The 24,840-nt window shown below is 65.7% G+C and carries 21 protein-coding genes; 11 read left to right on the top strand and 10 right to left on the bottom strand.

Translation table 11 applies throughout. The annotated features are described in order from the left end of the window. Positions 1-8 precede the first annotated feature (8 nt). From CEY08_RS12510 to CEY08_RS12500, 3 genes are all read left to right on the top strand, one after another. Positions 9-1,703 carry a bifunctional 3-(3-hydroxy-phenyl)propionate/3-hydroxycinnamic acid hydroxylase gene (locus CEY08_RS12510; protein ID WP_076813398.1) on the top strand — a complete coding sequence of 565 codons (1,695 nt, stop codon included), beginning with the start codon at positions 9-11 and terminating at the stop codon, positions 1,701-1,703. Then, complete coding sequence (locus CEY08_RS12505; protein ID WP_076813400.1) at positions 1,700-3,295, top strand: sulfatase-like hydrolase/transferase; 1,596 nt, start codon at positions 1,700-1,702, stop codon at positions 3,293-3,295. The genes CEY08_RS12510 and CEY08_RS12505 overlap by 4 nt, the downstream gene beginning before the upstream one ends. Positions 3,296-3,402: 107 nt before the next feature. Then, the gene (locus CEY08_RS12500) at positions 3,403-4,389 is read left to right on the top strand and encodes a Bug family tripartite tricarboxylate transporter substrate binding protein (RefSeq protein ID WP_042793513.1); all 987 of its coding nucleotides are present in this window, start codon (positions 3,403-3,405) and stop codon (positions 4,387-4,389) included. A gap of 21 nt (positions 4,390-4,410) precedes the next feature. On the opposite strand, the gene CEY08_RS12495 is transcribed toward CEY08_RS12500, so the two are convergent. Genes CEY08_RS12495 through CEY08_RS12470 form a run of 6 tightly spaced genes read right to left on the bottom strand, consistent with a single transcriptional unit; the run spans position 4,411 to position 8,791 of the window. Continuing rightward, on the bottom strand, positions 4,411-4,821 hold the full coding sequence (locus tag CEY08_RS12495) for a RidA family protein (RefSeq protein WP_042793514.1): 411 nt from the start codon (positions 4,819-4,821) through the stop codon (positions 4,411-4,413). Positions 4,822-4,868: 47 nt separating this feature from the next. Further along, positions 4,869-5,612 (bottom strand): amino acid ABC transporter ATP-binding protein, encoded by a 744-nt coding sequence (locus CEY08_RS12490; RefSeq protein WP_082884598.1) that lies wholly within the window; start codon positions 5,610-5,612, stop codon positions 4,869-4,871. After that, positions 5,609-6,568 (bottom strand): agmatinase, encoded by a 960-nt coding sequence (locus tag CEY08_RS12485; protein WP_063640687.1) that lies wholly within the window; start codon positions 6,566-6,568, stop codon positions 5,609-5,611. The genes CEY08_RS12490 and CEY08_RS12485 overlap by 4 nt, the downstream gene beginning before the upstream one ends. A 27-nt stretch (positions 6,569-6,595) precedes the next feature. Next, positions 6,596-7,258, bottom strand: coding sequence for an amino acid ABC transporter permease (locus CEY08_RS12480; protein WP_076813403.1), 663 nt, complete (start codon positions 7,256-7,258; stop codon positions 6,596-6,598). After that, complete coding sequence (locus CEY08_RS12475) at positions 7,248-7,928, bottom strand: amino acid ABC transporter permease (RefSeq protein WP_076813406.1); 681 nt, start codon at positions 7,926-7,928, stop codon at positions 7,248-7,250. The genes CEY08_RS12480 and CEY08_RS12475 overlap by 11 nt, the downstream gene beginning before the upstream one ends. An 11-nt stretch (positions 7,929-7,939) precedes the next feature. Continuing rightward, entirely contained in the window at positions 7,940-8,791 is an 852-nt protein-coding gene (locus CEY08_RS12470) for a transporter substrate-binding domain-containing protein (RefSeq protein WP_063640910.1), read from the bottom strand. Between the two features lie 185 nt (positions 8,792-8,976). Between CEY08_RS12470 and CEY08_RS12465 the strand changes: the two genes are divergently transcribed. The 4 genes from CEY08_RS12465 to CEY08_RS12450 all read left to right on the top strand — a co-directional run bounded on the left by CEY08_RS12465 (position 8,977) and on the right by CEY08_RS12450 (position 12,339). Next, complete coding sequence (locus tag CEY08_RS12465; protein ID WP_063640685.1) at positions 8,977-9,849, top strand: LysR family transcriptional regulator; 873 nt, start codon at positions 8,977-8,979, stop codon at positions 9,847-9,849. Positions 9,850-9,965: 116 nt separating this feature from the next. Continuing rightward, a complete protein-coding gene (locus tag CEY08_RS12460; protein ID WP_063640684.1) occupies positions 9,966-10,760 on the top strand; it encodes an amino acid ABC transporter substrate-binding protein in 795 nt (264 codons plus the stop codon). A 150-nt stretch (positions 10,761-10,910) separates the two neighbouring features. Next, a complete protein-coding gene (locus CEY08_RS12455) occupies positions 10,911-11,564 on the top strand; it encodes an amino acid ABC transporter permease (protein ID WP_042797018.1) in 654 nt (217 codons plus the stop codon). 22 nt (positions 11,565-11,586) lie between these two features. After that, the gene (locus CEY08_RS12450) at positions 11,587-12,339 is read left to right on the top strand and encodes an amino acid ABC transporter ATP-binding protein (RefSeq protein ID WP_042797019.1); all 753 of its coding nucleotides are present in this window, start codon (positions 11,587-11,589) and stop codon (positions 12,337-12,339) included. A 388-nt stretch (positions 12,340-12,727) separates the two neighbouring features. On the opposite strand, the gene fauA is transcribed toward CEY08_RS12450, so the two are convergent. Next, positions 12,728-14,962, bottom strand: coding sequence for a TonB-dependent alcaligin siderophore receptor FauA (fauA, locus tag CEY08_RS12440; RefSeq protein WP_088607684.1), 2,235 nt, complete (start codon positions 14,960-14,962; stop codon positions 12,728-12,730). Between the two features lie 127 nt (positions 14,963-15,089). After that, a complete protein-coding gene (locus CEY08_RS12435; protein WP_042793516.1) occupies positions 15,090-16,052 on the bottom strand; it encodes a helix-turn-helix transcriptional regulator in 963 nt (320 codons plus the stop codon). 157 nt (positions 16,053-16,209) lie between these two features. Here CEY08_RS12435 and CEY08_RS12430 point away from each other — a divergent pair, with 157 nt between their 5' ends. From CEY08_RS12430 to CEY08_RS12420, 3 genes are all read left to right on the top strand, one after another. Beyond that, positions 16,210-16,836: an ABC transporter ATP-binding protein gene (locus CEY08_RS12430; RefSeq protein ID WP_084738536.1), complete on the top strand. Its 627-nt coding sequence runs from the start codon at positions 16,210-16,212 to the stop codon at positions 16,834-16,836. Beyond that, positions 16,827-17,624 carry an ABC transporter permease gene (locus CEY08_RS12425; RefSeq protein WP_042793517.1) on the top strand — a complete coding sequence of 266 codons (798 nt, stop codon included), beginning with the start codon at positions 16,827-16,829 and terminating at the stop codon, positions 17,622-17,624. Before CEY08_RS12430 ends, CEY08_RS12425 begins: the two co-directional genes overlap by 10 nt. A 180-nt stretch (positions 17,625-17,804) precedes the next feature. Further along, positions 17,805-19,406 carry an ArnT family glycosyltransferase gene (locus CEY08_RS12420; protein WP_084738537.1) on the top strand — a complete coding sequence of 534 codons (1,602 nt, stop codon included), beginning with the start codon at positions 17,805-17,807 and terminating at the stop codon, positions 19,404-19,406. Positions 19,407-19,475: 69 nt separating this feature from the next. Here the strand turns inward: CEY08_RS12420 and CEY08_RS12415 are convergent, their stop codons facing one another. Further along, on the bottom strand, positions 19,476-21,704 hold the full coding sequence (locus tag CEY08_RS12415) for an NADP-dependent isocitrate dehydrogenase (protein ID WP_076813410.1): 2,229 nt from the start codon (positions 21,702-21,704) through the stop codon (positions 19,476-19,478). A 644-nt stretch (positions 21,705-22,348) separates the two neighbouring features. On the opposite strand from CEY08_RS12415, the gene ilvA reads away from it, so the two are divergent. Then, the gene (gene ilvA / locus CEY08_RS12410) at positions 22,349-23,863 is read left to right on the top strand and encodes a threonine ammonia-lyase, biosynthetic (RefSeq protein WP_232033885.1); all 1,515 of its coding nucleotides are present in this window, start codon (positions 22,349-22,351) and stop codon (positions 23,861-23,863) included. 15 nt (positions 23,864-23,878) lie between these two features. Here the strand turns inward: ilvA and CEY08_RS12405 are convergent, their stop codons facing one another. Then, positions 23,879-24,814 carry a hypothetical protein gene (locus tag CEY08_RS12405; RefSeq protein ID WP_076813414.1) on the bottom strand — a complete coding sequence of 312 codons (936 nt, stop codon included), beginning with the start codon at positions 24,812-24,814 and terminating at the stop codon, positions 23,879-23,881. Between the last annotated feature and the right edge of the window lie 26 nt (positions 24,815-24,840).

The following is a 24,840-nucleotide window of genomic DNA, read 5'->3' as shown; positions in this document are numbered from 1 at the left end:
GAGCCGAGATGGCGCATATCGTAGAAGTGCCGGTGCTCGTGGTGGGCGCCGGGCCGGTCGGCGTGACGCTGGCCAATCTGCTGGGCAACTATGGCGTGAACACGCTGGTGCTGGAGCGCAACCAGGACGTGCTGGATTATCCGCGCGCGGTGGGCCTGGACGATGAGGCCATGCGCACCTTCCAGAGCGCAGGCCTGGCCGACGACATGCTGCGCGACATGATCCAGAACGTGCCCATGCGCATGTACACGCGGACCAAGCGCTGCTATGCCGAGATTCTGCCCGCCACGCGCGAATTCGGCTGGTATCGCCGCAATCTGTTTTCCCAGCCCTTGGGCGAGCGCACGCTGCGCGCCGGCTTGCAGCGCTTTCCCCATGTGACATTGGAACTGGGCACCGAACTGCTGGCGCTGGACCAGGACGCGCGCGGCGTCACGGCGCGGGTCCGCGAGGCCGGCGGAGCGGAGCGCGAGATCCGCGCCCAGTATCTGCTGGCCGCCGACGGCGGGCGCAGCACCGTGCGCGAGCGGTTGCTGCAGCTGCCGTTCGACGGCAATACCCATCCACGCAAATGGGTAGTCATCGAATGCGACCAGGATCCGCTGGACGCGCCTTACACCGCGCTGCACTGCGAGCCGCGCCGGCCCTACGTCTGCCTGCGCCTGCCGTACGGCCTGCGACGCTGGGAATTCATGTTGTTTCCGGGCGAGGACGGCGAGCAGATGCTGCGTCCGGAAAAAGTGCAGGAACTGCTGCGCCACCACGTGGCCGATCCGGCCCGGCTCAATGTCATCCGCGCCCGCGTCTATACCCACAATTCACGGGTTGCGCGTACTTTCGTATCGGGCCGTGTCTGCCTGGCGGGAGACGCCGCGCACCTGACCCCGCCCTGGATCGGGCAGGGCCTGAACGCCGGCCTGCGCGATGCCTTCAACCTGGCCTGGAAGGTGGCCTGGATCGTGCAAGGCCGGCTGGCTCCGGCGGCCTTGCAGAGCTATCACGACGAACGTCACAGCCACGCGCGGGCCATGATCTCGCTGGCCGACATGTTCGGCGCCATGCTGTCGCAGACCAACCCCATCCTGGCAGCGTTGCGCGACACGTTTTTCCTGTCCATCCGGAATATTCCGAAGATCCGGGACTACGTGTTGCAGATGAAGTTCAAGCCCATGCCGCGCTACAGCAGCGGGGTGGTGGGGGACAGCGCGGAGAAGGTCCAGCGCGAGTGCATCGGCCGCATGTTCATCCAGCCGCTGGTCGAATGCGAAAACGGCGCCACCCTGCGCATGGACGAGGCGTTGGGTGCGGGCTTTGCCCTGATCGGCTGGCGCCGGGATCCGCGCGCCGGGCTGCCGCCGGCCTTGCGGGCGCAGCTGGACAAGCTGGGCTGCCGCTACGTCGCCGTGCAGCGCTCGCGTAGCGGCTGTCCTCCCGAGGATCTGCAGGCAGGCGCTTTGCCTGTGCTGCAAGACACGGAAAACGCATTGCACTTCTGGTTCCAGCGTACCCGCGCCGACTGGGTCCTGGTGCGGCCGGACCGCTATGTCGCCGCGTTGGGCCGGCGCGAAGACGCCGCAGATGCCCTGGGCCGCTTTGCCGCCCGTTTCGTGCCGGGCGCGACGCCAGGCGCGAGCCAGCCGGTGGCGCACCTTGCAGACGCGGTGCATACGGCAGGCGCCTTCCTGAACGGGGCGCAGCCATGAACGCGGCCGCCCACAGCGCAAGCCCCCAGGTGCGCAATGTGTTGTTCATCATGTGCGATCAGCTGCGCGCGGACCATCTGTCCTGCTATGGCGGCGCGGGCGCTTTGCGCACGCCCAATATCGGCCGGTTGGCGCGCATGGGGGTGCAGTACGACCGGGCTTACGTCACTTCCGCGGTTTGCGGCCCGTCGCGCGCGTCCTATTACACCGGACGCTATCCCTTGTCGCACCGCGTGACGTGGAACCGGGTGCCGCATCCGGTGGACGAATGGTGCCTCGGCGAATACCTGGCCCAGGCCGGGTTGCCGCTGCACTTGCTGGGCAAGACGCACTTCGTGCCGGACCGTGACGGCTTGCGTGCAAAAGGCTATGCCCCCGAAGACGAGCAACGTTTCCTGCAGGGCGGATTCGTGCCCATCGAGCGCTACGACGGCCATTTCGAGCTGTCCAAGGACAGCCCGTACCGACGCTACCTGCGCGAACGCGGCTACGACAGCGAACGGCCATGGGAAGACTATGTGGTGGGCAGCCAGGCGGCCGACGGCAGCATCGCCAGCGGCTGGTTGATGCGCAACGCGCCGCTGCCCGCCCGGGTGGATGCCGCCGATTCGGAAACGGCCTACCTCACGGACCGCGCCCTGGATTTCATGCGGGGGCAGGGCGAAAAGCCCTGGGCGCTGCATCTGTCCTATATCAAGCCGCATTGGCCCTACAAGGCGCCGGCTCCCTACCACGCGATGTTCGGGCCCGAGGACTGCGCGCCGGTGGTGCGTACACAGGCGGAGCGGGACCATCCGCATCCGGTGCACGCGGCCTACCAGCGGCTGGAGGAGTCGGTCTCTTTCGCGCGCGATGAGGTCTGGCGCGGCATCCGTCCGGTCTACATGGGACTGGTCAGGCAGATCGACGACCAGATCGGCCGGCTGCTGGATTTCCTGGAGCGCAGTGGCCGGCTCAAGGACACCTTGATCCTGTTCACCTCCGACCATGGCGATCACCTCGGCGACCACTGGCTGGGCGAGAAGGAGTATTTCTACGACAGCGCCATGCGCGTGCCCTGCCTGGTCTACGACCCGGCGTCCTCCGCCGACGCGACCCGTGGTACCCGCAGCGACGCCTTCGTGGAGTGCATCGATATCGTTCCCACGGTGCTGGAGGCGCTGGAGCTGCCGGCCGAGGCGCACCGTATCGAGGGCCGCTCGTTGCTGCCCGGGATCCGCGGCGCGTCGGACACCGGGCCACCCGCGCGCGAATATGTGGTGGGCAGCCTGGACTACGCCTACCGCGAAGCGCGCCTGTTCCTGGGGCGCGGCGTGCGCGAATGCACGGGCCTGATGCTGCGCGACGAGCGCTACAAGTACCTGCACTGGCAAGGCTACCGGGGGCAGCTGTTCGACTTGCGCGACGATCCGGGCGAGTTGCGCGACCTGGGCGCCGATCCGGGCATGGCGCCCGTGGTCGATCGCATGCGGTCCGCCTTGCTGGACTGGCACCAGGGTTTGAAGCGTCGCGCCAGCGAAACCGACGCGCAGGTGCGCGAGCGCACCCATGCACACGAACGGATGATGGGCATTCTGATCGGCCGCTGGTGAAGCGCGCTGGTCCTGATCTGGATTTCCAGCCGTGCGGGGTCTTCCGACTCCAGACGGCAAATCAGTCGCCGGACCTGACCGGAACGACAAATACAAGGGGAAGTACCATGGGATCGCCGTACCGTTGTTGTTTTCAACCTGTATTGTGGGCCGCGCTCGCGCTGCTGCCGGCCGGGCAGGCTGCGGCCCAGGCCTGGCCGTCGGACACGGTGAAAATCGTGGTCCCGTATCCGCCAGGGACCGAGCCCGACGTGCTGGCGCGCGATCTGGGCAACCGCCTGTTCAAGGAAAGCGGCAAGACCGTGGTGGTCGAGAACCGCCCCGGCGCCAACGCCATCATCGGCAGCGACTACGTGGCAAAGGCGGCCGGCGACGGCAATACCTTGCTGATGGTGGACCGCCTGGCGCTGGAAACCAATCCCTTCCTGTACGCCAAGGTGCCATATCGGTGGCAGGAGGACTTCAAGCCCGTCACCGACCTGGGGCAGGTCCAGCTCTATGTCGCGGTCAGCAATGCCTTCCCGGCCAAGACGTACAGGGAATTCATCGACTACGCCCGCGCCAATCCGCAACGCATCAATGTGGGCACCGGCGGCCAGGGGCACGTGAATCACCTGGGCATGGCCATGCTGGCCAGCGCCGAGGGCGTGCAATTCACCTATGTCCCGTTCAAGGGCGTGGCGCCGGCCATGACCGCGACCATGGCCGGCGATGTGGACAGCGTGATGGCGGGCGGCCTGGCCGTGTCGGAGCAATACAAGGCGGGCAAGATCCGGGTGCTGGTGGCAGGGGCGGCGCAGCGGGCCGCCATGATGCCCGATGTGCCCACCTTGCAGGAGGCCGGCGGCAAGGCAGGCAGCATACCGTCCACGGTCTTTACCCTGTTCGCCCCGGGCAAGACACCGGACGCCCTGGTGGCGCAGATCAACCGGGCGGTGACGGCGGTCACCGCCGACCCGTCGTTCCGCAAGGCTTACGAGGCTCGCGGCCTCCTGGTGCGCGGATCCAGCCCCGAAGCGACCCTGGCCGCCATGAAAGAGGAGGCAGGCCGCTACGAAAGCCTGATCAAATCCGCTGGCATCAAGCCGGATTGACGCGGCTTGCGGGCGCGGCCCTCAGTCCGGAATGACGGCGGTGACGTCGATTTCCACCAGCCATTCCGGCCGGGCCAGCGCCGACACGATAATGCCGGTGGACACTGGAAACACGCCCTTGAGCCACCGGCCCACCACCTTGTAGACATCTTCGCGATAGCGCACGTCGATGAGGTACACGGTGAGCTTGCAGATGTGCGAAAGCTCGCTGCCGCATTCCTGCAGCAGCATGGCGACGTTGGCCATGGCTTTTTCGGCCTGGGCGGCGACATCGCCCACGCCGACCGATTCCCGGGTGTCCAGGTCCTGGCCGATCTGGCCACGCAGGAAAACGGTGTTGCCGGCGATCACGGCCTGGCACAGGTCGTTGTCCAGCCGTTGTTCGGGGTAGGTGTCGCGGGTATTGAATTTGCGGATGCGGGTGTGTGCCATGTTCGGGTCCTGGTCGTGGCGGATGGGTCTGCCGGCTATCGAGCCGTTCAGTGAGGAAGAATCTTGGAAAGAAAGCGGCGCGCCTGCGGGCTGGCCGCGTCGCGGAAGAAGCGGTCCGTCGGACTGTCCTCGATGATGGCGCCGTCTTCCATGAAGACCACGCGATTGGCCACGCGGCGCGCGAAGCCCATCTCGTGCGTGACGACCATCATCGTCATGCCTTCCTCGGCCAGCTCCACCATCACGTCCAGCACCTCATTGACCATCTCGGGGTCCAGCGCGGACGTCGGTTCGTCGAACAGCATGGCCATCGGATCCATCGACAGCGCGCGCGCGATCGCCACACGCTGTTGCTGGCCACCCGACAGCTGCCCGGGATGCTTGCCCGCATGGGCGGAAAGCCCGACGCGTTCGAGCAATGCGCCGGCCTTGGCGCGGGCGGAGCCGATGTCCCGGCCCAGCACGATCTGCTGCGCCAGGGTCAGGTTGCGCATGATGTCCAGGTGCGGAAACAGCTCGAAATGCTGGAACACCATGCCGACCTTGGTCCGCAGCTTGGGCAGGTCCGTGGCCCCCGTCACCGAGGCGCCATCGATCAGGATATCGCCTGCCTGGATGGGTTCCAGCGCGTTGACGGTCTTGATAAGGGTGGATTTGCCTGAGCCGGACGGCCCGCAGACCACGACGATCTCGCCACGGTTCACGCGCGTCGAGCATTGCTTGAGCACGTGGTGGCTGCCGTAGAACTTGTCCACGCCGCGGATTTCGATGATGGGGGCGGGCGCGTTCATTTGTCGTAGTGCCCCGCGCGGATGGACGCGCCGATCAGGTTCAGGATCAGCCGGCCCGCCGTGATGCAGGAAATCTGGTTCAGATCTTTCTCGGGCTGGATTTCGACGATGTCCATGCCCACCACGCGCCCCTTGCGTACCAGGCCGTGGATCAGCTTGCGTGCCTGCACGAAGGTGACGCCCCCGGGGGCGGGGCCGGCGACAGCCGGCATGGTGGCGGGATCCATGCCGTCGGCGTCGATGGTCAGGTAGTAGTTGCCGCCATCCGGAATGCGCGCCAGCACGGCATCCATGCCGATGTCATGCAGTTCGTAGGCGGTGACCAGTTCGGCGCCATAGGCGCGGGCCGCATCGAGTTCTTCCGGGCGGCCGCTGCCCTGGGCGCGCAGGCCGATCTGGATGATGCGGTCCACGTGCGGCATTTCCGAGGCGCGCCGGATGGGGCTGGACAGCCCGTCGCGCACGCCATTGACGTCGTCGCGCCAGTCCAGGTGGGCGTCTATGTGGACCAGCGTGATGGGGCCTTTCTGGTCCAGGCCGCGCAGGATGGGCGTGGTGATGCCGTGATCGCCGCCCAGCACGATGGGGACCGCGCCGGCGGCGGCGATGCGGCGCACCGCGGCTTCGGCGCGTTCGTAGTGTTCGCCTCGGGGCCGGGCCAGGTCGGGAATGATGTCGCCGCAATCCACGAAGCGGATGTCGTCGCGGCCTTGCAGCAGCGGCCCGTCGATGTCGAAGTCGTAATGGCCCGGGCGGCGCACCACGCGATCGGTCGCCTGGCGGATGGCCGTGGGCGCATTGGTCTGGTCATTGCTGAAATCCGCGGCGGAATAGGGTGATCCATAGGGCATGCCCAGGACGGCGATATCCGCCTGCAGGTTGTCCAGGTCCAGCGCCAGCGTGGAGTACAGCAGGGTCGGATGGCCGGTGCGGGGAGGGACCGTATAGGTGCTCATGTTCTCGTTTCCTTGGTGGAGGGAGGGTCAGGCCTGGCGCGCCTTGCGGCGGACCAGGGTTTCCAGGCGGCGGCCCGCGCCGGCCATCAGCACGCTGCACACCCAGTAGAGCAGGGCGGTAGTGCCGAGCACTTCGAGGTAGGCGAAGGTGTTGGCCGTGAGCAGGTTGCTCTGGTAAGTCATTTCCGGCAGGCTCATCACCGAGAAAATCGCCGAGTCCTTGAACATCATGATGACGAGGCTGGTGGTGGGCGGGATGAGGAAGCCGAACAGTTGGGGCACCACGATGTGGCGCTGCGCCTGCCAATAGGTCATGCCCAGGGACAGGGCCGCGCTGCTTTGGCCCCGTGGCACGCTCTTGAGCGCGGCGCGCAGCACTTCGCAGAAATAGCCGCCTGTGTAGAAGGCGGTGCAACCGATGGCGACCGACATGGCGGTGGCCGGAACCCCCAGCTTGGGCAGCCCGAAGAACGACAGGTAGACGAGGATCAGGTACGGAATGTTGCGCACCAGTTCCACGTAGGCCAGCGCCACGGGCCGCAGCAGCGTGCGGGATTGCGCTGCATACGCCGCGATCGTGCCGATCAGTATGCCCAGGGGAATGCCGATGAGGCTGACCAGGGCCGTGATCCGCAAGCCCTTGAGCAGGACCGGCAAGGACTGCCCGACGAGAGAGAAATCAATGGGCATTGGGCAGCATCCTCGACACGCGGCGCTCGCACAGGCGCGAGGCGGCCGACAGGCAGAAAAGAATGATGAAGTACACGGCGGCGGTGACCGTGAACACTTGCAGCGGCAGATCGCTTTGCAGGGTGGCGTTGCGCGCGACGGTGGCCAGTTCCGGAACCGCGATGATGGACATCAGGGACGATGCCTTGAGCAAAATGGTGAGTTCGCTCGTCAGCGGCGGGATGGCGCGGTAGAACACCTGCGGCAGCAGCACGTGCCGCCAGATCTGCCGGCTGCGCATGCCCAGGGCGCGGGCGGCCGCCACCTGGCCGGGCGACAGCGTGCCCAGCGCCCCTCGCAGGATCTCCACGATGTAGGCGCTGGTGTTACAGGCCAGCGCCCCGATCCCGGCCGCAAGCGGCGACACGGAGATACCCAGCAAGGGCGGCACCACGTAATAGGCGATCAGCATATGGATGAGCGCGGGCGTGCCGCGTATGGCGCTGACCCAAAGCATGACCAGCCCGCGCAATGGCGCGTAGGGAGACAGGCGCGCCAGCAGCAGCGCGACACCCAGGCCGATCCCGATGGCGAATGCCGCCACCGACGCCGCCAGGGTGATCGCCGTGCCCGAGACGACACCGTGCAGGAACGGCGCGAGGGCGCCGTTCTGATTCAACCATTCCAGCATGGGAGGTCCGCCTAGATGGCGCCGTCAGGCAGGTAGTTTGTGCGCGGCGTATCCATCGGGGCACCGAACCACTTCTTCTGCAGTTCCAGCAATTGATTGCTGGCGCGCAGTTCGTCAAAGGTGTCATTGATGAACTGGCGGATCTCCAGGTCCTTGGGATTGGCCACCCAGGCCAGCAGCTTGGCCTGGCCGATTTCCCCGGCGATGCGGAAGGCGCCCGGCTGCTTGCGCATCTGGACGGCCGCAATGTTCGAAGGCATCAGCGCTACGTCCACGGTCTTGTTGGCCAGCGCGTTGGAGACGTCGGGATACGCCTGGAACAGCTTGGTGTCGGCGTAGCCCTTGCCGTTCTTCTCTTTCAAGCGCTTTTCGAACTCTTCGGCCACCGGCTGGGAGGAGGATCCCATCTGCGTCCCGATGATCTTGCCGGCGATGTCCATGTCCTGCTTGATGGAGGCATCGTCCACCCGCACCATCAGCACCGAACGGACCACTCCCACGGGCTGGGTGAAGGCGAAGCGCCGGGCGCGTTCGGGGGTAATGCCCACGCTGGTGGCGACGAAGTCGAACTTGCGTGACATCAGGCCGGGCAACAGGCCCTGGAATGGCAGGTTCATCTGTTCCAGCTCGACGCCGAGCTTGGCCGCCATGAGTTGGAGCACATCGTGGCCATAACCCACGACCTTGCCGTTCTCGACGAACTCGAACGGTTCGTAGGCGGCCTCGGTGCCTACGGTCAGCTTGCCGCGCTTCTTGATGTCGGCCAGCGATCCGCCTTCGGCGAATGACAGCGAGGGCAGGGCCAACGCGGCTCCGGCTGCGAGCGTGGTCGCGACAAAACGCCTTCTGGACAGGTTCTGCATGATTTTTCCCTTGTATATCGTCATGGTTCCCGCACTGGGCCGGCAGGTCTGCGCTGACGGAGCGGCCGGGGTCTACGCCCCTTGGCGCCAGTGCTGGACCCACTGTATCCGTGGGGTTGGGTTGTGAAAAATGATTTTTTTAGTGGTATGGTTTCAAAAAACGATACCTTTCAAGAGCCAGCACTGTGTCCCGTCCAGCGTTCACCGAGCGCGATCTGCGTTCCCTGCGCATCTTCTGCGCCGTGGCCCAGGCCAACGGCTTCGCTGCCGCGGAAAAACAGCTGCATATGTCCAAGGCGTCCATCAGCCGACATGTGCGCGAGGTCGAGGAAACCCTGGGGGTGCGGCTCTGCGACCGCGGCCCCTCGGGCTTCGAACTTACCCAGGCGGGCAAGGTGGCGCTTGAACTGGCGCGCGACGCGTTGAAATCGCTGGAGCGGATCCGCCCCGAGATTGACGCGATCCGGGGGGTGTTGTCAGGCACCTTGTCCATCGGCATGGTCGAGCACGTCATCACGGACGCCGACTGCCATATCCCCGAGGCGCTGGCGGCCATGCGGGCAGAGGCGCCCGACGTGAAGGTGGAACTGACCGTCATGACCTTCAACGAGCTGGACCAGGCGCTGCGCGAGCGCCGGGTGCAGGTCGCCATCCGGGGCATGTACCGGCGCGAAAGCGGTTTCAACTACCAGCGGCTTTTCATCGAACGGCACGAGATCTTCGTGGCGCGCGGCAGCGTGCGCCAGGCCCGGGACCTGCCCTTGATATACCGGTCGCACCCCTTCGTGCACGACGCGCTGGGCGCCTATGGATTCGCGCGCGGGCCGGAGGCCACCGGGCTGGAGGCCATCGCCATGCTGGTCTCGTCCGGCCATTGCGTGGGGTTGCTGCCTGCGCACTATGCCGATTCCGTCTCGCGCCGCCATGCCCTGACGCGTCTGCCGGGCGGGCCCATCTACGAAAACACCATTTGCGCGATTACCGAGGCGTCGCGCCCGGGATCGCGCGCCGTGGAACTGTTCCTGCGCCTGCTGGAGCGTTTCCACCCGGCGCAATAGCGGGGCGCAGCCCCCAGCCCATGCCCCGTGCCGGCAGGGGCGCTAAAATACCGGCTCGCGGCTTTTTGACTGGCCATTCCGGCATTCTTTATTCTGCGCCCGGCGCATCCATAACGATGAAAAAACTGACAGCTGTACTCCTCGCTTCCGCAACCGCGCTGCTGACCGCCTGCGGCCCCAGCGACAATGCGCCCGCCGCCGCCGGCGCGCAGGCGCCTGCCGCCGCCAAGAAGGTCGTGGTCGGCCTGGACGACAACTTCCCGCCCATGGGTTTCCGCGACGCGAACAACCAGATCGTCGGTTTTGACATCGATATGGCCAAGGAAGCCAGCAAGCGCCTGGGCCTGGAAGTGGAATTCAAGCCCATCGACTGGAGCGCCAAGGAGGCCGAGCTCAACGGCAAGCGCGTCGACGTGCTGTGGAACGGCCTGACCATCACCGAAGAGCGCAAGAAGAACATCAGCTTCACCGCGCCCTACATGGCCAACCACCAGATCATCATCGTGGGCACGGAATCGCCCGTGAAGGCCAAGGCGGATCTGGCCGGCAAGGTCGTGGGCGCCCAGGACGGCAGCAGCGCCACCGACGCCATTGCCAAGGATCCGGTCGCGGCCCAGATCAAGGAAGTCAAGAAGTTCGGGGACAACGTCACCGCGCTGATGGACCTGGCCGCCGGCCGCCTGGACGCCATCGTCGTGGACGAAGTGGTGGGCCGTTACCTGATCAGCAAGCGCGCCGGTGAATACCGCGTGCTGGACGAGAACTTCGGCACGGAAGACTACGGCGTCGGCGTGCGCAAGGACGACACCGAACTGCTGGGCAAGCTGGACAAGACCCTGGATTCGATGAAGCAGGACGGCACCGCCGGCCGCATCGCCACCCAGTGGTTCGGCGCCAACATCATCAAGTAAGGGGGCAGCGGCGCCCGCGGCCGGCCGGCCCGGGCGCCCGGCCCTGTATTCCGCACAGCCCGCCGAGGCGCCGACGCGCCAGGCGGGCTTACTCATGAATCGATCTTGCCTTGGCGCCTCTTGCAGGCCCTGACGGCGCGAACCCACCGCATGGACTACGTACTCTCCCTATTGGGACCCTTGGCGCAAGGCGCAAAAGTCACCTTGACGCTGTTTTTCATCACGCTGGCGCTGGCGGTCCCGCTGGGGCTGGTGCTGGCGCTGGTACGGATCTCGAAATGGCGGCTGGCGAGCAATCTGGTCAACGGCTACATCTGGCTCATGCGCGGCACGCCGTTGATGCTGCAGATGCTGTTCATCTACTTTGCGCTGCCGTTCGTGCCCGTCATCGGCGTGCGCCTGCCGGATTTCCCGGCAGCCGTAGTGGCTTTCGCGCTGAACTATGCCGCCTATTTCGCCGAGATCTTCCGCGCGGGCATCCAGTCGGTGGACCGTGGCCAATACGAAGGCAGCAAGGTCTTGGGCATGACCTATCTGCAGACCCTGCGCCGCATCGTGCTGCCGCAGATGGTGCAGCGGGTACTGCCGCCCATGAGCAACGAGACCATCACCCTGGTCAAGGATACGTCGCTCATTTACGTGCTGGCGCTCAACGACATCCTGCGCACGGCGCGCGGCATCGTGCAGCGTGATTTCACCACCACGCCGTTCCTGGTCGCCGCCGCCTTCTATCTCATCATGACGCTGGTCCTGACGTGGTTCTTCCAGCATATGGAAAAGCGCTATGCCAAATATGACCAGTAATTCCCCGTCCACGCGCCCCGTCATGATCGAGGCGCGCGACATCATCAAGTCGTTCGGCTCCAACCGCGTGCTGGACCGGGTTTCTCTTACCCTGGGCCAAGGCGAAGTGGTCGCCGTGATCGGACCGTCCGGTTCCGGCAAGAGCACCTTCCTGCGTTGCCTGAACCACCTGGAAACCATAGACGAAGGCAGCATCGAGATCGAAGGCGAAGCCATGGCCCGGGCCGTGGCCGGCGGGCGCAGCCAGTACGCCAGCGACGCGGACGTGCGCCGCATCTGCCGCAAAATGGGCATGGTGTTCCAGTCGTTCAACCTGTTCCCGCACATGACCGTGCTGCAGAACATCATCGAAGCGCCGGTCACCGTGAAGGGTATGACGCGCGCGCAGATCATTCCCAAGGCGGAGGAACTGCTGCGCAAGGTCGGCTTGCTGAACAAGCGCGACAACTATCCGACGCGCCTGTCCGGCGGCCAGAAGCAGCGGGTGGCGATCGCCCGCGCGCTGGCCATGGAGCCCGACATCATGTTGTTCGACGAGCCCACCTCGGCGCTGGACCCCGAACTGACGGGCGAAGTCCTGCGCACCATGAAGCAGTTGGCCGACGAGCGCATGACCATGTTGGTCGTCACCCATGAAATGGGCTTCGCGCGCGAAGTCGCGCACCGGGTCATTTTCATGGACGAGGGCCGCATCATCGAGGAAGCGCCCTCGGCCGACTTCTTCCGCGCGCCGCGCGAGGCTCGCAGCCGCGAGTTCCTGGCGCACATGCTCTGAGGCGCCGGCCTTGCAGGGAACAGCCCGCTCAGGCGGGCTTTTTCATTTCACGGCCGTTCCGGTCACTACGGGACGATGCCCAAGGAAGAGCGGACCGTCTCCGCAATAAGCGGAAGAGGCAGCTTCTGGGCGCCGCGCGGGAGCTTGACGGCACTGAAGCCCTCAGCCAGCCAGCCCTGCACGACCTGGTCCGGACGCTCCTGCGGAGAGGCCGCTGCCATTGCCTTGGGTATGAAGATGGCAATCAACAAGGACTCTTTCTTCGCGTAGTACCTGGCGGTGGAGGTAAAGCCCTCTGGTCCGTAGTCGGTTATGCTGCCGCCGATCCACAATTCGACGTCGGATGCTGCGGCCGGCAGGCAGGGCGGCGTGCCGGCGGATTCCCCGATCAGTACTGCGCTCGGAGCGTCAGCATAACGTTGCGCGGCGCCCCCCACCAACCCTGGCTGAAAAAGCCGATCTGGTCGTAGTACTTCTTGTCGAACAGGTTGTTCACGTTGAGCGTGGCCGAGACTTGCTTGCTGAACTCGTACCGCGCCATCAGGTTCACGAGCATGTAGCTCCCTTGCTGGACCTCCACGTTGCCGCGCGGGCTGGGGGCGGACTGGTACATGCGGCTCTGCCAGTCCATGCCGCCGCCTACCGTCAGGCGGTTCAGGTTACCGGGCAGGCGATAGGTGCTATAGAGTTTGAAGAGGCTGCGCGGATGGCTGGTGTTGATGGCCTTGCCGTCGGCGTCCTTGGCGGTGAAGTGCGTGTAGCTGGCCGCGATGTTCCAGTTGGGCATGATCTGCCCGGTGGTTTCCAGTTCGACGCCTTCGACCTTAGCGCCAGATGCCGCGCGATAGGCCTGCGTGCCAGGCATGCCTATCACCGATACGCCGGGAATGGCCTGGGCCAGGTTGTTCTGACGCGTCTGGTACAGCGACACGGCCGCGTCCAGCAGACCGTCCAGGTAGGAAGCCTTCAGGCCGATCTCGTAACTCTTGCCGTCGATGGGCGGCAGAATGGAACCGCTGGGCGAACGCGCATTCTGCGGCTGGAAAATCTCGGTATAGCTGGCGTAGGCGGTGTACGTCTCGTCGATGTCGTAGATCAGGCCTGCGTACGGCGTGAACTGGTCGTTGATCTTGTACTGGCGCTTGGTGCCGAAGTAGGTCTGGTTCGTCTCCCAATTGCTCCAGCGTCCGCCCACGATCAGATGCAGCGGATCGGCCAGCGAAAATCGACCCACGGCGTAGGTTCCGGTCTGCTTGACCCGCATGTCGTCCGCTGGCGTCTTGCGACTGGACCAGCTCGGTTCGGCGATATGGTCCTGGCGCCAGTCGAAGAAGCTGCCGATGGCGGGCTTGGCGCCGGTCATGAGGTATTGGCCGATGTCGCTGTGGTCGTCCACGCTCATCCAGCCCAGGGCTAGTTCGTGCTTGCGGCCGAACAGCTGGAACGGGCCCGACAGTGTCAGGTTGATATCGTCGCGCGAGCGCTCTCCGTCATAGTTGTTGAAGCTGCTGCTCATGCCCGTGCCCGTGGTCCGGTCCGGATAGCCGCCGCGGTAAAGCTGCTTCATGCGGTACTCGCCGTCGTTGTGGCTATAGGCGGCGCGCGCCGTCCAGTCATTGGCGAAGCGGTGGCTCAGGTCCACGAAGGTGGTGGTCGATTCGGTATCGATGCGCGCCCAGCGCGTGTTGTTGGCCACCGACCGGTTGAAGTCGGTGCGCGAGCCATCCGAATAGAACAACGGGAAGCCGCTGCCGAAGCCGTTGCTCTGGTTGCGCATGTACTCCATGCCGACGGTGAGCTGCGTGTCGGGCGTGAGATCGGCGCTGATGACGCCGTATAGCGTGCGTTTGCGCGAATCCAGGAACGTGACGTAGCTGTCGCCCTGGCTGTAGGCGGCAACGAAGCGCGAGCGGATGCGTCCATTTTCCGTCAACGACACAGAGAGGTCGGCGTCGCCGCGCACGTAGTCCCAACTGCCGGCGCTGGCGCTGCCCGCCAGCGTGAATTCGCGCAGGGGCTTCTTGCGGACGAAGTTGACTGCGGCGGAGGGGTTGCCCGAGCCGGTCATCAGGCCGGTGGCGCCGCGCACGATTTCCACGCGATCGTAGATGGCGGCATCGATGTCGGTGGAACCGTAGTTCCATTGGCTGAGGATGGGCGCATTCAGGCCGTCGAACTGGAAATTGTCGATCGCGAAGCCGCGCGAGGAGAAGGACAGGCGATTGCTGTCGCTGCGCGTGACGGAAATGCCGGGGGCGCTGCCCAGGATGGAACCGGTGTCCTGCAAGCCCTGGTCTTCGATCTGCTGCCGCGTCACCACGCTGACCGATTGCGGCGTTTCCCGCGGTGACAGCGTCAGGCCGGTTGCGGTGCTCATGGCCTCGGTGTTGTAGGCGTGGGTGCCTTCGGTGGTGCCAGGTAGGCCGGCGCCCCTGACCGTGACGGCTGGGAGTTCGGCGGCCTCTGGCTGGGCGGACGCGGTCTGGGCGGCCGAAGCTGCGGACTGTGCGCTGCCGGCGGTGTGGTATGTCAGCGGCGAGGACAGCAGGGAGGCCTGGAGGGCCAGGGCAAGCATATTCGCCCGGCGCATGAGCGCGCGTGGCGGGGGAGGCACAAAGGGCATGACGACGAACTCCAGCTGAAAGATCTAGCAATGAGAATTATTGTTTTTGCTGAAGGCTTGAACGTATGCGGGAGGATGCGATGCGTATGCTGAATGCCGCCGGCGCGTGCGCGCGGCGCAACGCTGCTCAGCCCAGGTCGCTGGGAGCGACGCCATAGCGCTCGCGGAACGCCGTGGCAAAGTTGGTGGCGTGCCGGTAACCCGCGCAATGGGCCACCTGCTGCACGCTGCAGCCCCGCGCCAATTGCTCGCGGGCGACCTCCAGGCGGCGTTCGCGCAGCCAGGAAAATACGGAGCACTGATAGGCGGCGCGGAACTTGGCGCGCAGGGTGCTGGGACTCATGCAGGCGAGTTTTGCCAATTCGTCCAGCGTGTGTTCCTCGCCCGGCGCGCTGTGCAGCCGTTCGCGCACGCGCTCCAGCAAGCGGCGGTCGCGCGGCGATACCGCGCCGATTTCGGGCGTTCGCTGGTCCATCGCAGCCAATGCATGCGCGAGCAGTTGCGCGCCCACGGCCTCGCGCAACATGGCGCGCAGCGGATCGTCCCAGCGGCATTCCAGCAAGTGCTCAAGCGCCTGCGCCAGGTGCGCCTGCACCTGCCATGGCCGCAGCCGGAAGGCGGGGGTGCGCAGGGCCTTGCGGATCTGGTCGCTGATCGGATCGTCGTCCGCGTCATCTGGTTCGCGCAATGACAGGTTGACGCTGCGCAGCCGCTGCCCGGCATGATGACTGCCGTTCATGGCCACCGTATCGCCATATGCGGCGCTGACGCCGCCCTGGGCGACGAGTCGGAGGTCGTCGTGGCGCCCAACGCGCGCCCGGGCCTGTCCTTGCAGCATGACGATGGCCGAGAAGCGGGGCGTCATGATGGAGGTCGATTCGTAGTGGTGATGCACCAGCACGTCGGACAAGACCAGCGTTTGGCCCGCGCGGATCGCATGCTCCTCGACGCGGCCTTCGGCGATGCAGAAGGCTTCGGGGTCGACGCCCGCCGCATCGAACCCCGGCAGACGGTAGTGGAAACCGTTGGAACTGCCCAGGCGGTTGAAATCGGCGATCGTGAACCGTACGGCAGGGAAGGATGAATTCAAGGGCGTGGCTCGCGCTGCGGGTTGAATCCCCGAAGGTCTGGGTGCGGGGAGGAGCCATATTTTAGATGAGAATAGAACATATTCGCATTTATTTAATGCGTCGGCGCGGTCATTGTGAACGTTCATGGCGGCAAATGCCGGTCTAAGATCTGTACCCATGCCGAACATCACTACCGACGCGCACCCGTTGCTCCGGCTGCGCGGTATCTACAGCGAACGGCTGGCGCCTGCCAGCTTGGACCTAGCCGCCGGCGAATGCGCCGCCATCATGGGGCCATCCGGATCCGGCAAATCCCTGTTCCTGCGGCAGGTCGCGGATCTGGACCCAGGGCATGGCGAGGCTTTGTTGGACGGGCGGCCGCGTTCCGGCATGCGAGGTTATGCGTGGCGCCGCAAGGTCATCTATTGCCAGGCCGAGGCGGGCTGGTGGGAGGACGCGGTGGCGCCGCATTTCGCGGACCGCGCCAAGGCGGCGGCCATCATGCAACGGCTGGGGCTGTCCGTCGATAAGCTGGACGCGCTGGTGAATGAACTTTCCACCGGAGAGCGCCAGCGCCTGGGTCTTGCGCGCGCGCTGGCGTTGGCGCCGCGCGTGCTGCTGCTGGACGAACCGACGGCCGCGCTGGACCAGGCCGCCACCGACAAGGTCGAAGCCGAGGTGCGGCGCTATCTGGACAGCGGCGCGGCCGTGCTGATGGTGACCCATAGCCCGGCCCAGGCTGAGCGCCTGGCGCGCCGTTCCTGGCGCATGGAGCAGGGCAGGCTGGAGCCGTTATGGACGTGATCAAGCTGCAGGCCTCCGATCTGGCCATCGCTTCGCTGCTGGTGCTGCTCAGCGCGGGCATTTCCTTTGCCTTGCGCCTGAACTTGCAGCGCCAGGTGCTGTGGGCGGCGGTGCGCACCGTGGTGCAACTGCTGCTGGTGGGCCACATCCTGCGCATCGTGTTCGCGCACGCCGCCCCCTGGCTGACTGCGCTGGTGGTGGCGGTGATGATGGCGCTGGCGGCCAGGGAAGTGGCGGCGCGTCCCAAGGCCAGGTTGACGCAGCATGGCAATGGCTGGGTCGGCGCCATCGCGGTGGCCGGCACCACGGTCATCACCGTGCTGTTCATTCTGAATACCGCGCTGCGTCCCGATCCCTGGTACGACCCCCGCTACACCATTGCGCTTATCGGCATCGTGCTGGGCAGCGTGCTCAACGCCGCCAGTCTGGCGCTGGACGGGGTGCTGTCCGGCGCCCGGCGCGAGAAGCTGGCGATCGAGGCGCGGCTGGCGCTGGGCGCGACCGTGCGCGAGGCGTTTTCCTCCCTGCTGAAAGAGTCCGTGCGGCGAGGGATCGTTCCCAGCATCAACCAGATGTCGGCCGCCGGCATCATCACGCTACCCGGCATCATGACCGGACAGATCATTGCCGGCATGGATCCGATAGACGCCGCGAAGTACCAGATCCTGCTGATGTTCCTGCTGTGCGGCGCCAGCGGCATGGCGGCCATGGCCGCGGCCTACGGCGCGATGCGCCGGCTGACGGACGAGCGCGGGCGGCTCAGGTTGGACCGCCTGCATCCGGCGTAGCGGCCGCGGTTTTTTGCGGAAATTTCATGAAAGCTTGACGCGCGCCTGGCGATACTGCCCGGAAATTTGCATTTTCCCGAGCTATTTCCGGATTCCCATGTCGCTTGTGTTTAGTTTTGCAGTGCCCGCCCACCCTGTGGCCAGCGTCCAGCGCCGCCTCGCGCCGCGGGAGGATCGGGCATGAGCGTCCCCATGACCGCATCCATGGCGCCGGCGGCCCGGCGCGCGGCCTGGCCCGGCTGGCTGGTGTTGGGAGGCCTGGCACTGTGGCTGGGGGCGCTGGCCTGGGCGCGCTGGCTGACCCTGCCCGACGAGGGGCGCTACGCAGGGGTAGCCTGGGAGATGCTGCGTAGCGGCTCGCCCATGGTGCCGTTGCTGGATGGCATGCCGTATTTCCACAAGCCACCGCTGTACTACTGGCTGGCCCAGATCAGCTACGCCTTGTTCGGCGTGCACGAATTCAGCGCGCGCCTGCCGTCGCTGCTGGGCGCGTGGAGCGCGGGCGCCGGCCTATACGCATTTGTGTCGCGTTATCGCAGTACCGCGCAGGCACGCTGGGCGGTGGCGATACTGGGGCTGATGCCGCTCTTTTTCGGCGCCGCCCAGTTCGCCAACATGGACATGCTGGTGGCCAGCATGATTACGTTGTGCGTGCTGGCCGCAGCCGACACTGCCTTGCGGCGCGCCGAGGGGCGCCCGTTCCGCGCCATGTCGGTGGCGACCGGCGTACTCGCGGCGCTGGCGGTGCTGGCCAAGGGGCTGATCGGCCTGGCGCTGCCGGGCTCCATTGTGCTGGCCTGGCTGCTGCTGCGGCGCGATTGGCCCGGCGTGCGCGCCTTGCTGTGGCTGCCAGCCTTGCTGGTCTTCGCCGTAGTGGCCGTGCCCTGGTTCTGGCTGATGGAGCTGCGCTATCCCGGCTTCAACCAGTATTTCTTCGTCTATCAGCAATTCGAGCGCTTTTCGCAGGGGGGCTTCAACAACGCGCAGCCTTTCTGGTTCTATCTGCCCATTGTGGCGGGCTTGGCGCTGCCTTGGTCGATCTGGGCGGTGCCGCTGTTCAAGCCAGCGTGGTGGCGCGAGTCCGACCCGCAGGGGCTGCGTCGGCTTGCGGCCATCTGGATTGCGGTCGTGGTGGTGTTCTTTTCTATTCCGCATTCCAAGCTCATCGGCTATGTGTTGCCGGTGTTCCCGCCCTTGGCGTTCCTGATCAGCGAACGGGTCGCGCCTGCATGGGCCGCGGGCAAGCGCCGCGGCGCCGGCATCGCCGTTGGGGTGGCCGCCGTCATCTGCGTGGGGGCGATCATCGTGGCGGCAATCAATCCCCGCGGCAGCGCGGGGCCGGCAACGGCTGAGCTGCGCGCGGAGATGCGGCCGCGGGACATTCATATCGCGCTGCACAGTCTGCCCTTCGACCTGGGGTTCTATACCGGCGCGCAAGAGCCCGCCTGGATCGTCGATGATTGGCAGAATCCCGAAATACCCACGCGGGACAACTGGCGCAAGGAGCTGTACGACGCGGCGAAGTTCGATCCTGCGACCGGCAAGCGCGTGCTGATCGGTGAGCAGGACCTGCGCGTTCGCCTCTGCCAGGCCCAGGACGGAGCGCGATTCTGGATATGGGGCCAGAAGGATGACGCCACGCGCTACCCCGTTCTTGCGGGCATGGCGCCAAGGATTGCAGGCGACAAACGGACAATATGGCGCATCGATATCGATCCGGCGTTGCGCCAGCGCATGTGCGGGGAGGGAGGCCCCGCAGCATCCGCCCCGTCGCCGCGTTGAGCTCGTGAAAAAAAGGCCGGCAGCCCGAGGGTTGCCGGCCTTTTCGTAGCCGCGATGCGCGGCGGGCGCTTAGCCGATCGAGGCCAGGGCCTGGTTCAGCGTGGGGCTGGGGCGCATGGCCTGGCTGGCGCGGGCTTCGTCGGGCTGGTAGTAGCCGCCGATGTCCACGGGCTTGCCTTGGGCTGCCTTCAGTTCGGCCAGGATCTTGTCCTCGCCGTCAGCCAGCGCGCGGGCGGGCGCCGCGAACAGGGCTGCCAGCTCGGCGTCGTCCGTCTGCGCGGCAACGGCCTGCGCCCAATACATGGCCAGGTAGTAGTGGCTGCCGCGGTTGTCCAGGCCGCCGACCTTGCGCTCGGGCGACTTGTTTTCGTCCAGGAACTTGGCGGTCGCCTGGTCCAGCGTCTTGGCCAGGACCTGGGCGCGGGCGTTGCCGTAGGTGCGGCCCAGGTGGTCCAGCGATTCGGCCAGGGCCATGAACTCGCCCAGCGAGTCCCAGCGCAGGAAACCTTCTTCCAGGAATTGCTGGACGTGCTTGGGCGCGGAACCGCCGGCGCCCGTTTCAAACAGGCCGCCGCCTGCGACCAGCGGCACGATCGACAGCATCTTGGCGCTGGTGCCCAGTTCCATGATGGGGAACAGGTCGGTCAGGTAGTCGCGCAGCACGTTGCCCGTGACCGAGATGGTGTCCAGGCCTTCGCGGATGCGCTTGAGCGAGAACTTGGTGGCTTCGACCGGGCTCAGAATGCGCAGATCCAGGCCGCTGGTGTCGTGGTCCTTCAGGTACTGCTTGACCTTGGCGATGATCTGCGCGTCGTGGGCGCGGTTCTCGTCCAGCCAGAACACGGCGGGGGTCTTGGTGGCGCGGGCGCGGGCGACGGCGAGCTTGACCCAGTCCTGGATCGCGGCGTCCTTGGTCTGGCACATGCGCCAGAGGTCGCCGGCTTCGACGGCTTGTTCCAGCAGGACCTTGCCCGAGGCGTCCGTGACGCGCACGGTACCCGCGGCGGGGATGACGAAGGTCTTGTTGTGCGAGCCGTATTCCTCGGCGGCCTGGGCCATCAGGCCGACGTTGGGCACGCTGCCCATCGTGACCGGGTTGAAGGCGCCGTTGCGCTTGCAGTCTTCGATGACGGCCTGGTAGACGCCAGCGTAGCTGCGGTCGGGGATGACGGCCTTGGCATCCTGCAGGACGCCTTCGGCGTTCCACATCTTGCCCGAATCGCGGATCATGGCGGGCATGGACGCGTCGACGATGACGTCGCTGGGCACGTGCAGGTTGGTGATGCCGCGGTCGGAATTCACCATGGCCAGCTGCGGCAGGGTCTTGTAGGCGGCGTCGATGTCGGCGGTGATCTCGGCCTGCTTGTCGGCGGGCAGGGACTGGATCTTGGCGTACAGGTCGCCGATACCGTTGTTGGGATCGAAGCCGGCTTGCTTGAGCGCGTCGGCGTGCTTGGCCAGCACGTCCTTGTAGAACACGGACACGACGTGGCCGAAGATGACCGGGTCGGAGACCTTCATCATCGTGGCCTTCAGGTGCACCGAGAACAGCACGCCGGTGGCGCGGGCGTCGTCGATCTGCGCTTGCAGGAAGGATTTCAGCTTGGCGGCCGACAGCACGGCGGCGTCGATGATTTCGCCGGCCTTGACCGGGGTCTTTTCCTTCAGGACGGTCTTGGAGCCGTCGGCGGCGGTCAGTTCGATCTTGACGTCGCCGGCATCGGCGATCAGGGCCGACTTTTCGGTGCCGTAGAAGTCGCCTTCGCTCATGTGGGCCACGTGCGACTTGGAGTCAGCCGACCAGGCGCCCATCTTGTGCGGGTGCTTGCGAGCGTAGTTCTTGACCGACAGGGGCGCGCGGCGGTCGGAGTTGCCTTCGCGCAGGACCGGGTTAACGGCGCTGCCCTTGACCTTGTCGTAGCGGGCCTTGACGTCGCGCTCGGTGTCGTTGGCGGGGGCGTCCGGGTAGTCGGGCAGCTTGTAGCCCTGTTCCTGGAGTTCCTTGATGGCGGCCTTCAGCTGCGGCATCGACGCGCTGATGTTGGGCAGCTTGATGATGTTGGCTTCGGGTTGGACGGCGAGGGCGCCGAGTTCCGACAGGGCATCGCCCAGCTTCTGGCTGTCTTCGAGGTAGTCGGGGAAGACCGAGATGATGCGGCCGGCCAGCGAGATGTCGCGGGTCTCGACCGTGATGCCTGCGGGCTTTGCGAAAGCCTGGACGATGGGCAGCAGCGAACGGGTTGCAAGCGCCGGAGCTTCATCGGTGAGGGTATAGATAATCTTCGGAGTAAGAGACATGATCCTTGAATCTGTTCGGCAGGCGCTAGGCGCAAACCCGAACATGCTATGCGGCCAGAAGCCGGTAGATGTTGTCGGAGAGTGGGTTCGTATGGGCAGGCGCGCGGACGCGTCCAAAGAGAAGGCCGGCAGGCGTCTGTCCAACATGGCCGGCGCCCGCCCTTTTTTATCTGGCCGGCCGGGGCGCGCCGGTCATGCCGGAGCGATTCTGGTCCGCCTAGGGAAGTGCGACTGCCACGAACCTTACATTGTAATACCGTGCTATGCCTGCTGCGCGGCAAAACCCGAGGATTCGGCCGGGATATGGGCACAATCGCACGCAAATTAAACAGGGACGTATTGAGTTGGGCCGTTTTGAGTCCGCGACGCGTTTGACAAAGCGGCTCACAAGGAGGAAGCTACGTCCCCATGAATTTCCGCGCCGTCCGCATTTCGCTGATTATTACCATCATTCCTGGAATGGTGGGTTAGCGCGCGACCGCAACAGTCACAGCCACCCGCCCCACGAGGCGGGTTTTTTGTGGCCGCCTCTGCCGGGCAAGCACACCGAAGCAGAGAGCCAGATGCACCATACCCCGCAAGTCACTCAGCAAACCGCAACCACCGCGGCCGCCTCCGCATTCCAGGACGGCAAGGCCTCGCCGATGGAATACCTGAGGCAGATCCTGACCGCCCGGATCTACGACATCGCCCGGGAAACGGAACTGGATCGCGCCCGCGGGCTGTCGGCCAGGCTGGGTAATCCGGTCTACTTCAAGCGCGAAGACAATCAGCCGGTTTTTTCCTTCAAGGTGCGCGGCGCCTACAACAAGATGCGCAACACGCCGCAGGCAGCGTTGGAGCGGGGCGTGATCACGGCCTCCGCCGGCAACCACGCGCAAGGGGTCGCAATCTCGGCCGCCAAGATGGGCGTGCGGGCCATCATTGTGGTGCCGCAGACCACGCCGCAGGTGAAAGTGGACGCGGTAAAGGCGCATGGCGGCCCCACGGTGACGGTGGTGCAGGCAGGGGATTCCTATAGCGACGCCTATGGCCACGCGCAGAAGCTGGCGAGCGCGCAGGACCTGACCTTCATTCCGGCATTCGACGATCCCTACGTGATTGCCGGTCAGGGCACGGTGGGCATGGAGATCCTGCGCCAGCATGCAGGCCCTTTGCATGCCGTCTTTGTGCCGATCGGCGGTGGCGGGCTGGCGGCGGGGGTGGCGACCTACATCAAGGCAGTGGACCCGGCCGTCAAGGTCATCGGCGTGCAGACCGAGGATTCCTGCGCCATGTCGCTGTCCATGCAGGTGGGAGAGCGGGTCAATCTGCCCGAAATCGGCCTGTTTTCGGACGGCACGGCGGTCAAGCTGGTCGGCGAGGAAACCTTTCGGCTATGCCGGGAATATCTGGACGAGATCATTCTTGTGGATACGGACGCGGTCTGCGCGGCGATCAAGGATGTGTTCCTGGATACCCGCAGCGTGCTGGAACCGGCGGGCGCGCTGGCGGTGGCCGGGCTGAAGAAATACGTGGAGCGCGAAGGTGTGCAAGGTCTGCCCATGGTGGCGGTGACCTCCGGCGCCAATATGAACTTCGACCGCTTGCGCTTCGTTGCCGACCGTGCCGAGGTCGGCGAAGCGCGCGAGGCGGTCTTCGCCGTGACGGTGCCGGAGGAACGCGGCAGTTTCCGTCGCTTTTGCAGCGTGATCGGACAGCGTAGCGTGACCGAATTCAACTACCGCATTGCCGACGCGCGCACCGCGCACATCTTTGTCAGCATGCAGATTTCCCGGCGCGGCGACGCGGCGGAGATCATGGCGGCGTTGCAGGAGCAGGGATTCTCCGTCGGCGACCTGAGCAATAACGAAGTGTCCAAGCAGCACATCCGCTACATGGTTGGCGGGCGCTCGCCGCTGGCCGCCGGCGAACGCTTGTTCCGCTTCGAATTCCCCGAGCGCCCGGGCGCGCTGATGAAATTCCTGTCCGAAATGGCGCCCAACTGGAACATCAGCCTGTTCCACTATCGCAACCAGGGCACGGAATTCAGTTCCGCGCTGGTCGGCATCCAGGCGCCGCTGGCCGACAGCGCGGCGCTGGATGCGTTCCTGCGGCAGTTGGGCTACGCCCACACCGAGGAAACCGGCAACGAGGCGTACCGCCAGTTCCTGATCTGAAGAGGCGGTCCGCGTTCAGCCCGGTGCGCAATCGGGCTTGCGCGGCAGGCTCACGCCTGGCTGCAGGCGCAAAGCGGCGCGCCCCCCCTGTGCCTGGGTCAACTGCAACGTGCTGGCCCGCCATGCCGGCACCTCGTCGAACGCCACCTCGGGCGCGGCCGATGAGCGGGACAGGGCATCCGGCGGGTCGAACTGAATCGCCGGCAGCCGCAGGCAGGTGTCCTTGAAATCCAGGCGCGCGAGCTCATGGCCGTCGCTCATGCGCACCGCGCGGAACGCCAGCGGGGTGTCGACGAATTTGGTGATGGCGGGAACGATCTGCAGGTAGCCGTCCGCATCCTTGATCCGTTTGGTGGGTTCGATCTCGACCACGTCCCGGCCGGGCGGAACGGCCAGGTACGCCACGCCATCCGCCACGTCCAACAGTTTGCCCCGGCCCAGGTTCAGGGCGGCAAGCGGCGCATGGCGGATCATTACGGTTTCGTTCCAGGACGTGTATACCCGCGTCCAGCCAGGCTGCCGGGCGTCCTCGAAGCGGGTGACGGAAATCCGGTCGCGGTCGGGATCGGTGGACAGGCTCAGGCGGTTGACGCGCAGCGCGCCGTCGACCACGCGCAAGTGCGCCAGCACCGTATTGGCGCTGGAGCTGGTGAAGTAGGCAAGCACGGCATCGGTTTCCAACGCCTTGGCCGTGGATGCGCAGAAGAAGGCGCGCGCCTCGATGCGTTGCCGGCCGGGATAGAGCAGGGCGCCCACATCCTTGCCGCACAGCGGCTTGCCTTGATATGTGATGGTGGTGCTGCGGGTGGTTTGCCGCTGGCCGGTGTTCCAGTCGTTGCGGCTGCCGCTGGCAGCTTCGACCACCAGGCCATGGTTGTCGTAGACGACGGCCGCGCCCGCAGGGGCGGCCAGCATGCAAAACAGAAACGCGAGGCTGCGACGGCTCGCCATCGGGGGCTCCCTGGTGTGGCTGGACC

It is taken from the genome of Achromobacter insolitus (assembly GCF_002209555.1).
Lineage (GTDB): Bacteria > Pseudomonadota > Gammaproteobacteria > Burkholderiales > Burkholderiaceae_B > Achromobacter > Achromobacter insolitus.
This window is presented reverse-complemented; position numbering and strand designations above follow the sequence as displayed.